We start from the raw sequence: 10,805 nt of genomic DNA on the forward strand, positions 1-10,805 counted from the left end.
GCTTGCTTCTCCGTAGGAGTACGTGGTTCGTTAAAAAAAAATCATTTGACAAAGAATAAAGCCTTAACTGAACCGTATTGGTCTATTGATTGGTTTCTACTTATTCAAGAAATTTTTGGAGTTTTTGAACTAGGGTCTGGACATGAGGTGGTGTCACTATGTTGTGATGATTACCAGGAACTACAAAAGTTTCTATATCTTCCACTAGTTCATTCCAGTGATATTCAAAGTTGGCATCAGTCTCACTGGCTTTAAATAGAACAATTGAGCCTGAGTAATACTGAGGTTTGTAATGTTGTATTGCTTGAGCGTTGATCTGGAAAATTTTCAGAAGATGAGGAGCTAAATCGAAGTCAAAACCTCTTATAACTATGTTTTTCTGTTTAGCTTGTTCCCCGACATAAATTATCTGCTCCTCTGGTTCTAATTGCCGCAGTTCCTCTAAACAGAGTTTTAAACGATCTTTGAATAACTCTACTAATAGAAAAGCATAGTCTACTGATTCTTTATAACTTAGACAAGGAGGAGTAGTATCTATTAGAGCTAATAGAGCTATTTGTTCACCTTGACGAGAAAGCTGTTGAGCCATCTCAAAAGCTACCAAGCCACCAAAAGACCAGCCAGAGAGAAAATAAGGGCCATAAGGTTGAACAGTTTGCAACTCTTGAATATAGTGAGTTGCCATTTCTTCAATACTAGTATGAGGTTGATTTTCGGGATTTAAACCAATACATTGTAGTCCATATAATGGTCGTTCTGAACTCAAATAATAGGCAAGATGGTGATAGCAAAGGACATTTCCCCCACCAGGATGAACACAGAACAGAGGTGATTGATTGCCATTAATTTTGATAGGAACTAGGGCAGACCAAGGTAAAGAATCTGTTGAAGAATCCAGAAAATGTGCTAGTTGCTCGATAGTGGGATATTGGAACAAAATAGCTAAAGACAAATTTATCTGGAAATGTTTTTGAATCTGGAACACGAGACGGAGAGCTATAAGGGAATGGCCCCCAACTTCAAAGAAGTTATCTCTGATGCTGATAGGATGAATGTCCAGAATGTCTTCCCAAATTTGTACAAGTTTAAATTCACAGACATTTCGAGGTGCTTCAAAGTCCTGTTGCAGTTTCTTTTGAACAAGTTGCTGAGGTAGTCTAACTTGGGGAATTTGATCTGCCGCAATTCTTTCAATTAGTGTTCCCAGGTGCTGCTCTGGAAGGTCAACAATGCTGTTCAATAAAGCCTGAAAATGTTCCAAAATCAGCGTTATCGCCGAATTGTCATAACGGTAACGGTTGTAGATGATGCGAAACTCAAGCTCTGAACTTGGGCTAACTAGAATCGTGAGGGCGTATTTCGTTTGCGCCCCTATAGAACGAGTCTGAAGTTGATTCACGTCATGGTTCGCAGACTGTTTTACTGATGAATCGACTGGATAGTTTTGGAAAACCAGAAGACTCTCGTAAAGGGGTAATGAACCTGGTACTTCACTCCATTCATGAATTTGTCCTTCAGAGCAGTATTCATAATCTCGTTGCGTGAAGCTTTGATCGTGGATATCTTTAAGCCAAGACCAAAGTGATGCTTGGGGAGAAACCAAAAGCCGCATCGGTAAGGTATTAATGAATAGACCTAACATAGATTCAGCCCCGACCAATTCTGAGGGACGACCAGAGACAGTCGCACCGAATACCACATCTTCCAGACCGCTATAGCGACTCAAGAGCAAAGCCCAAACGCCTTGAACTAGAATATTTAAGGTCAAGTGATGTTGCCGCACCAAAGACTGTAAAGCTGCTGTTGCCGAAGCTGGCAAGCGGGTTTTTTGTTCACCATAGCGCTCTTCCTGGGTAGAAAGATTAACAGGTTCAGCTTCTATTCCTAATGGGGTTGGACTTTTGAAACCTTGAAGTTTGCTCCGCCAGAATACCTCTGCCTGTAACAAATCCTGCTGTTTTAGCCAGACGATATAATTTCTGTAGAGATAACTGGGTTCCAGTGATAAATCTTCACCTCTGCTGAATGCCTCATAGAATGCGAAAACCTCCTTGAGTATGAGAGGCACACACCAGCCATCTGTAAGAATGTGATGGGAAGTCCAGACGAATTGATAGGCATTCGAGCCTACTTGGAAAATCGCCAAACGCATTAGGGGTGGTTCAGTCATGTTGAAACCACGGAGTCGATCTGCACTGAGATAGGTTTCTAATTTTTCTTGTTGCTGAGACAGAGAACGTCCCCGCCAATCTTGCTGCTTCAGAAAAATTTCCACTTCCTTCACTACAACTTGAAGTGGCTCATCTTGATCTTCCCAAATAAAGGCTGTTCTGAGGATTGAGTGGCGATCGACGACACGCTGCCAAGCTCTTTCAAAGGCTAAGACGTTTAGTCCTTCTTGGAAGTTGAAAACGCACTGCTCAATATATATTCCTGACTCAAAAGCAGATAGAGTCTCGAAAAGCATTCCCTGTTGTGAAGGAGAAAGTGGATAAATTGACTCAATATTTTTAGTTTGGAACCGAGTTAATAACTCATCCAGTTGTAATTGATTTAATTGTGCATCTGGAAAATCACTTGGTGTATATCCTCTATTCTCTGCTAACTGACAATGTTTTATTATTGACCTAATTGCTTGAATATAGCTCTGTGCTAATTTCTCCACTGTGGCACAAGTATGAACATGACTATTGTAAGTCCAATCAATTTGTAATTCACCTTCCACTACTAGAGCATTAATATCCAATAGATGGTCACGACTTTGCTTTAAACTTTGGCTAGCTCCAGCAGATTCAGGCGCAAATTTCCAACCAGTTTCTGATTGTACTTGGTCAAATTGTCCCAGGTAGTTAAAACTAATTTCTGAAGCCGGAATTGTTTTTATTTGTTCATTAATAATCGGATTTTTACACAAGTAACGCAATATACCGTAGCCAATCCCACGATTAGGAATCGCTCGTAATTGTTCTTTGATTGATTTGATTATTTCTCCTGGTTGGTTTAATGAAGATAGTTGCAATAATACGGGAAACAAACTGGTAAACCAACCTACCGTCCGTGATAAGTCTACATCTGCAAATAGTTCTTCTCTGCCATGTCCCTCTAAGTCAATTAGTACGGTTGAATTTCCTGTCCATTCTGCTATTGAAACTACTAATGCACTTAGCAATATATCGTTAATTTGGGTGTTGTAAGCTTCGTTTACTGACAACAGGAGAGTCTGGGTTTCTTCTTGACTTAATTTAACTGATATAGAAGCAGCACTACCTACTGTATTTTCTTGTTGAATGTCAGCATAATCTAATGGTAGTGGTGTGCTTTTAGACCAAGATTGGTTCAGCCAATAGTCTAATTCAAGTTTGATAATTTCTGATTGGGCATAATTGTTTAATTTCTCCGCCCAATCAATAAATGCTGTTGTTTTTGCACTTAGCTTTGGAGGTTTCTGAGTAATTAGTTGTTGATAAATTTTTTGTAGGTCTGATAATAAAATTCGCCAACTTACACCATCTACTGCTAAGTGATGAATAATAATTAGTAACCTGGCATCATTTTCATTACCCAAGTTAAACATCACCACTTGTATTATCGGCCCTGTTGACAAGTTTAAACTTGCTTGATACTCTGCGGCAATTTTTTCTAGAGCTAGTGGTTGTTCATGCCTGGGCGTAGATGATAAATCAACTACGGCAAATGGTACGCTATCATCTAACCCTTGGTTTATTTGTTTGTGTTCAGCCGCAACGGATGTGAATTTTAAACGCAAAGCATCGTGATGCTCTAGTAATTTTTTCAAGGCTATTTCAATTAATTCACTTTGCAGATGGTTTGGAATCTGCAATAAAACTGATTGGTTATAGTGGTGTGACTCTTGCTTTTTTTGCTCAAAGAACCAGTGTTGAATTGGTATGAGGGGTGCTACTCCAGTCACTATACCTTGTTTACATTCAACACTCACTGTTGTATTGGCAACCCTGGCAAGTTCGGCGATGGTTTGGTTTTGGAATATTTGTTTGGGAGTAATTTGTAATCCTGAGTTTTTGGCACGAGAAACTATTTGAATACTCAGGATGGAGTCGCCACCAATTTCAAAGAAGTTGTCGTGGATGCTGACTTTTTCTTTGAGCAGCAGTTGTTGCCAGATGTTGGTTAAGATTTGTTCTATGGCTGTACGTGGTGCTACGTACTCATGTTCCCGGCTAATTTCCCCATCAGGTGTTGGTAGTGCTTTGCGGTCTAGTTTGCCGTTGGGTGTTAAAGGTAGGTTGTCTAAGGTGACAAAGCCACTGGGAATCATGTATTCTGGTAGCTGTTGCTTGAGGAATTGACGCAGTTGGTTGGTGGTGAGCGATTCATCACTCTTGACTACATAAGCAACTAAGCGTTTACTTCGACTCCTTTCGACTGCGCTCAGGGCAAGCCGCTCAGTACAAGTGTTACCTGGAATATCCTCTGTTACAATAGCTACGGCTTGTTGGATTTGGGGGTGGGTATTGAGGGCTGCTTCGATTTCTCCGAGTTCGATGCGGAAACCACGAATTTTCACTTGGTTATCGATGCGGCCAAGGTATTGGATATTACCATCACTCAGATAACGTGCCAAGTCTCCTGTTTTGTAAAGGCGTTCGGATTTGGCATCAGAAAAGGGATTTGGGATAAATTTTTCTTGGGTGAGTTCTGGGCGGTTGAGGTAGCCTTTTGCCAAGCACACACCACCAATGTACAATTCTCCTGGGACACCAATGGGAACAGGTTGTAAATACCTGTCTAGAATATATACAGTTCTGTTAGGCAGAGGACGACCAATAGGAATTTTTTTCAGATTGATGTCTTCACTCAACTGGGGAAGAATTTCAAACAGGCTTGCGGTGATGGTCGTCTCTGTGGGGCCATAAGCGTTGACCAGACGAACAGAAGACATTGGGCTTCGTTGCCAAATCGCAACATATTCGGGTAACATTACATCTCCACCAACAAGCACAAGTCTCAGTTGGCTATTGGTATTTAGCACTTGTGTTTTGGCCCACTCTTGAGCCAATTGTTGCCAATAAGCTGTTGGGAGATTAACGACAGTAAGCCCAAAATCTGAAATTATTTTTTGGAAGTTTGTCGGAGTCCAGACATCTGAGCCTCGGAGTACCAAGGTAGCGCCAACTATTAGTGTAGGAAATATCTGTTCTAATGAGGCATCAAAGTTGATTGAGGCAAACTGGAGTACGCGATCGCTCTTTCCAAGTCCATAAACTTGTTGAATAATACAGCAGTGGTTAGCGATCGCGCCATGTGGGATCATCACCCCTTTGGGTCTACCTGTAGAACCAGAGGTATAAATCACATAAGCCAAGTTAGTTGCTTGCACATCGGCGATACCTACAGTAAACTGCGCTAACGCATTATCCTGACAAGACTTAGAAATAAATTGCCAGTCAGTATCTAAACATACAATCTGCGCTTGATGTTGAGGTAACTTTTCCAGGATTTGTTGTTGTGTCAGCAGCACTCTCACTTGAGCATCTTCAAGCATAAAGCTCAAGCGTTCTTGAGGATAATCTGGATCAAGTGGTACATAAGCCCCACCCGCCTTGAGAATACCCAGTAGTCCCACCACCATTGAGAGCGATCGCTCTACACACAACCCCACCAGCACATCTGGTTTTACACCCAAAGACTGCAAGTAATGTGCCAACTGGTTAGCGCGACAATTCAACTGTTGGTAAGTCAGTTGTTGATCTTCAAACACAACTGCTACAGCATCCGGGGTGCGCTGAACTTGCTCATCAAACAACTGATGGATACACTTATCAGAAGAATAGTCTACTTGAGTGTTGTTCCAATCAATAAGTAACTGTCTTTGTTCAACTGCTGTCAGCAGGGGCAATTGTGAGATTTGCTGCTGCGGGTTAGTAATAATACCTTCCAGCAATGTCACAAAATGACTAGTCATCCGTGCGATCGTGCTGGCATCAAACAAGTCGGTGTTATACTCCCAAAAACCCACCAGTCCAGTGGCCGTGTTCTGCATTGCCAAGGTAAGATCAAATTTTGTCGTTGCGCCTTCTGTGATCAATGGGGTAACAGTTAACCCAGTCAGTTTTAATGCAGACATGGGCGTATTTTGCAAAACAAACATTACCTGGAACAGTGGTGTATGGCTGAGGTCACGTTCTGGCTGCAATGCTTCTACGAGCATTTCAAAAGGCAATTCCTGATGAGCGTAAGCTCCTAAAGCTACTTCTCGAACGCGAGTGAGTAATTCACTAAAGCTCGGATTGCCTGCCAAGTTGGTACGCATGACTAAATTATTGACAAAAAAGCCAATTAACCCTTCGATTTCCAAGCGATCGCGGTTTGCAATTGGCGAACCCACCAAGATATCTTCTTGTCCTGTGTAGCGGTAAAGTAGCGTATCATAAGCTGCCAACAGCGTCATGAACAACGTGACTCCTTGCTCCTGGCTCAATTTTGCCAATCTCTGGGTTAACTCAACTGAGAGTGCAAACTGTTGATACGCCCCAGCGAAAGTCTGCACAGCAGGTCTTGGTCTATCTATGGGCAGGGACAATAAAGCTGGTGCATCTTTTAGTTGTTGTTGCCAGTAATTCAATTGGCTTTGCAGTACTTCTCCTTGCAACCAGTCTCTTTGCCAAATTGCAAAATCTGCATACTGAATCGGCAGTGGGGCTAACGGTGACTGCTGACCTTGAGAATAAGCATTGTACAGTGCTACTAGTTCTTGAACAAACACACCCATTGACCAGCCGTCAGAGACAATGTGGTGCATACACACTAATAAAGCGTGTTCTGTCTCCGAAAGTACTAATAATGTCGCTCTGATTAATGCTTCATCTACCAGGTCAAACGGTTGAATAGCTAGTTGTTGTGCTAATTGCTGTAAAGCACTTTCTTGTTCGGTTACTTCGACTTCACTCAGTACAAGTTTGGATAAATGCGTCAAATCAACAACTGAAACTGTCCAATTCGTTTGTGTTTGAATGATTTGTGTTGGTTGTTCATTAACGGTGACGAAATTGGTACGTAACGCTTCGTGGCGATGAATAATGTCTTGTAAACTTTGCTCTAAGGCTGCAACATTAAGAGTTCCTACTAGACGTAAAGCCACAGGAATGTTGTATGAGGGGCTGTTCGGCTCAAACTGGTCTAAAAACCACAAACGCTGTTGAGCATAAGATAGTGGTAAGTTTGTATTCTTAGCTCTTGGTAGAATGAGTGGTGCAGACAGTTCTAAGTCTTGTACTGAGCGACTTGCCCTGAGCGCAGTCGAAGGGAGTCGAAGTACTTGTTTCTGTAACTGCTCAATCAAGAGTGCTAATTCGGCTAGTGTTGCTTTAGCAAACAACTCACGCAATGGTAGTTCCACTTTGAAAATGTTGCGGATGCGTGAAACCAGTTGCGTTGCTAGTAGCGAGTGTCCTCCTAGTTCAAAGAAGTTATCATAAATCCCCACTGGTTCTACTTTCAGCACTTGCGCCCACATTTGTGCTAACAGTTCTTCAATCGGAGTCCGTGGGGCTACATATTTATCTGTGATTTCGCTGTGTAAATCTGGCGCGGGTAAAGCCCGACGGTCTACTTTACCGCTAGGAGTTAGTGGCAATGACTCCAACATCACAAAAGTATTGGGTATCATATACTCTGGCAGCTTTGCTTTAAAGAATTGCCGGAGTTCCCTGATTGTGGGTGTAGAGTCCTGATGTGCTACCACATAAGCGACTAGACGTTTATCACCAGGGGTATCTTCGCGGGCGATAACACAAGATGCCTGCACATCACTATGTTGGCTTAAGACTGCTTCAACCTCGCCCAATTCAATGCGGAAACCCCGGATTTTGACTTGATTGTCAATACGTCCCAAGTACTCAATATTGCCATCCGGTAAATAACGTGCTAAATCTCCCGTCTTATATAATTTTGAATTGTTAAACGGATTAGAGATAAATTTTTCTTGTGTCAATTCGGGACGGTTGAAGTAGCTTTTTGTTAATCCAACGCCACCAATGTGTAATTCTCCAGGCACACCGATAGGTACTGGCTGTAAATATTTATCTAAGATATATATCTGTGTATTGGCAATTGGTTGCCCAATGGGAGGCAGTAGCGGCCATGTCTCCACTGAATTAGTCAGGGTAAAACTGGCGGCTAAATGGCTTTCTGATGGCCCATAATGGTTGTGCAAGGTACAATCAGTGAGTTTGCTGAACCATTGGGAAATAGCGGAAGTAATCTGCAACTGTTCGCCAGCAGTGATGATTTCCCGTAGATGACTAGTAACTAATTCACTATCAACAGCGACTTCAGCTAGTTGCTGCAAGGCAACAAAGGGAACAAACAGTCTTTCAACAGCTTTTTCTTCAAGAAAACCTAATAAAGCCACTGCATCACGACGCAATTCCTCTGTAATTAAGAGCAATGTACCTCCAGAACACCAGGTAGTGAATATTTCTTGGAAGGAGACATCAAAGCTGATGGGAGCAAATTGCAGCGTTTTTGCTCCACGAGAAATTTTCATATTTTCCAAGTTCCATAAAATCAGATTGCAAAGGGCAAGCTGATTCATGGGTACACCTTTAGGTTTACCTGTAGAACCGGAGGTATAAATTATATAAGCTAAGTTATTGGCTTGCACGCCAGAGATAAGATTTTCCTGACCCGACTGGGAAATCATTTGAGCGTCAGTATCTAACGCCGTGTGCAACTTTCTCTCAAACCTAACCCCCAACCCCTTCCCTTGTAGGGAAGGGGAGCAAGAATCAAAGCCTCTCTCCCTGTGGGGGAGAGGTTTGGAGAGGGGTTCTAAGAATAAGTTGCACATCGCGTTATCTAAGTAGACAAGTTTTGCTTGATGCTCAGGTAGTCTGTCAATAAGTGACTGCTGGGTCAACAATACTGAAACTTGAGCATCTTCTAACATGAAAGCCAAACGCTCTTGAGGATAGTTTGGATCAAGTGGCAGGTATGCCCCACCTGCCTTAAGAATCCCTAATAGTCCCACGACCATTTCTAAGGAACGCTCAACACATAACCCAACTAACACATCGGCTTTTACACCCAAAGACTTGAGGTAGTGTGCCAACTGGTTAGCGCGGCAGTTTAATTGGTGGTAAGTCAGTTGTTTATTGCCAAACTCCACCGCCACTGCATCGGGTGTACGCCCAACCTGCTCTTCAAACAACTGATGGATAGATTTATCACGGGGATAATCTACCTGAGTATTGTTCCAATCAACTAGTAACTGTCTTTGCTCAACTTGTCTCAGCAGGGGGAATTGGGAAATTTGCTGCTGTGGGTTGGCAATAATACCTTCTAGCAAGGTCACAAAATGACCCGCCATCCGCTCTATGGTGCTAGGGTCAAACAAGTCTGTGTTGTATTGCCATATAGCTACCAGCCCGGAGGGAGTGTTTTTAATGAATAAAGTCAAATCAAACTTGGCAGTTGTTTTTTCTGTCGCTAATGGACTGACAGTTAGCCCAGGCAGTTCTAGCTCAGATATGGATGCATTTTCGAGGACAAACATTACCTGAAACAGTGGTGTATGGCTGAGGTCTCGTTGTGGCTGTAATGCTTTTACCAACTCCTCAAAGGGGAGGTCTGGATGAGTGTAAGCTAAGAGCGTCAGTTGCCGGACTCGACTTAGCAACTGCTGAAAACTGGGGTTGCCTGACAAATCGGTACGTAGCACTAAAGTGTTGACAAAAAAGCCAATTAATCCTTCAAGTTCCAAGCGATCGCGGTTAGCAAGGGGCGTACCCACTACAATGTCATCGGAGCCAGTATAGCGATAAAGCAAGGTAACATAAGCAGAGAACAGCGTCATGAATAGAGTAGCTCCCTCTTGCCGACTGAAATTGGCAAGTGCTTCACTCAGTTCATTTGAAAATTCTCTATATTGAATTGCGCCCCGGAAAGTTTGAATGGCTGGTCTTGGTCTGTCTGTGGGTAGTTCTAGTAAGGTAGGAGCGTTTTTGAGTAGTTGCTTCCAGTAATCAAGCTGCCTTTGGAGTACTTCTGCTTGCAACCATTGCCGTTGCCAAATAGCAAAGTCGGCATACTGAATTGGTAGCTCAGGTAGCTTTGGCGATAAGTTATTGCAGAGGGCTGAGTAAATGGTTGCTAACTCGCGCATCAACACGCCCATTGACCAACCATCAAAGACGATGTGGTGTATTGTTAGTACCAAAGCGTGTTCTACCTCTGTGAATTTAACCACAGAAGCTCGGATTAAAGGTGAACTAGCAAGGTCAAAGGGCCGAGTCGCTTCTGTCGCAGCTAATTGTTGGCAAGCGATCGCTCTTTCAGTTTCAGGTAGTTCTGTTAGGTCTACAATTGGCACACTTAAGGTTAACCTGTCAGCAATTACCTGGACTGGCTGCTCGTTGATGGTGCGGAAGTTGGTACGTAAAGCTTCGTGGCGAGAGATAATTTTGTTGAGGCTTTGCTCTAGCGCCACGACGTTCAACTTACCGTGAAGTTTTAGACCTGTTTGTTCATTGTAGAAGGGGTTATCTGGTTCCAACTGGTTTAATAACCAGAGTCGTTCTTGGGCAAAAGATAGAGGTAAGTTCTGAGGACGCTCGGCTTTGATCAGGGGTAAATCTGTATCGGTGTCCGCATTTTTATCGTGCAGCAATAAGATAAGTTCTGCTTTATTTTTAGCTAATAAGTCACGAGTTTCTAGCGTCAATACTCCCTTTGGAGCATTAGCCCGCAACTGCTCACCTTCAACCCACAACTTTACACCCTGTTTAGTAAGATCAACTACCAATTGTTCGATATTCATATAATTA

The 10,805-nt window shown here is 42.7% G+C and carries 1 protein-coding gene; it reads right to left on the reverse strand.

Annotated features, from left to right (window positions below; all coding sequences use genetic code 11):
* Positions 1-100: 100 nt before the first annotated feature.
* Positions 101-10,798 (reverse strand): non-ribosomal peptide synthetase, encoded by a 10,698-nt coding sequence (locus HWQ36_RS09420; RefSeq protein ID WP_292701069.1) that lies wholly within the window; start codon positions 10,796-10,798, stop codon positions 101-103.
* Positions 10,799-10,805: the final 7 nt, after the last annotated feature.

It is taken from the genome of Nostoc sp. NMS2, assembly GCF_017115105.1.
Taxonomy (GTDB): Bacteria; Cyanobacteriota; Cyanobacteriia; order Cyanobacteriales; family Nostocaceae; genus Nostoc.

Excerpts from the sequence above, each read along its gene's own strand:
- HWQ36_RS09420 (WP_292701069.1), bottom strand. The coding sequence starts at position 10,798 with ATGAATATCGAACAATTGGTAGTTGATCTTACTAAACAGGGTGTAAAG.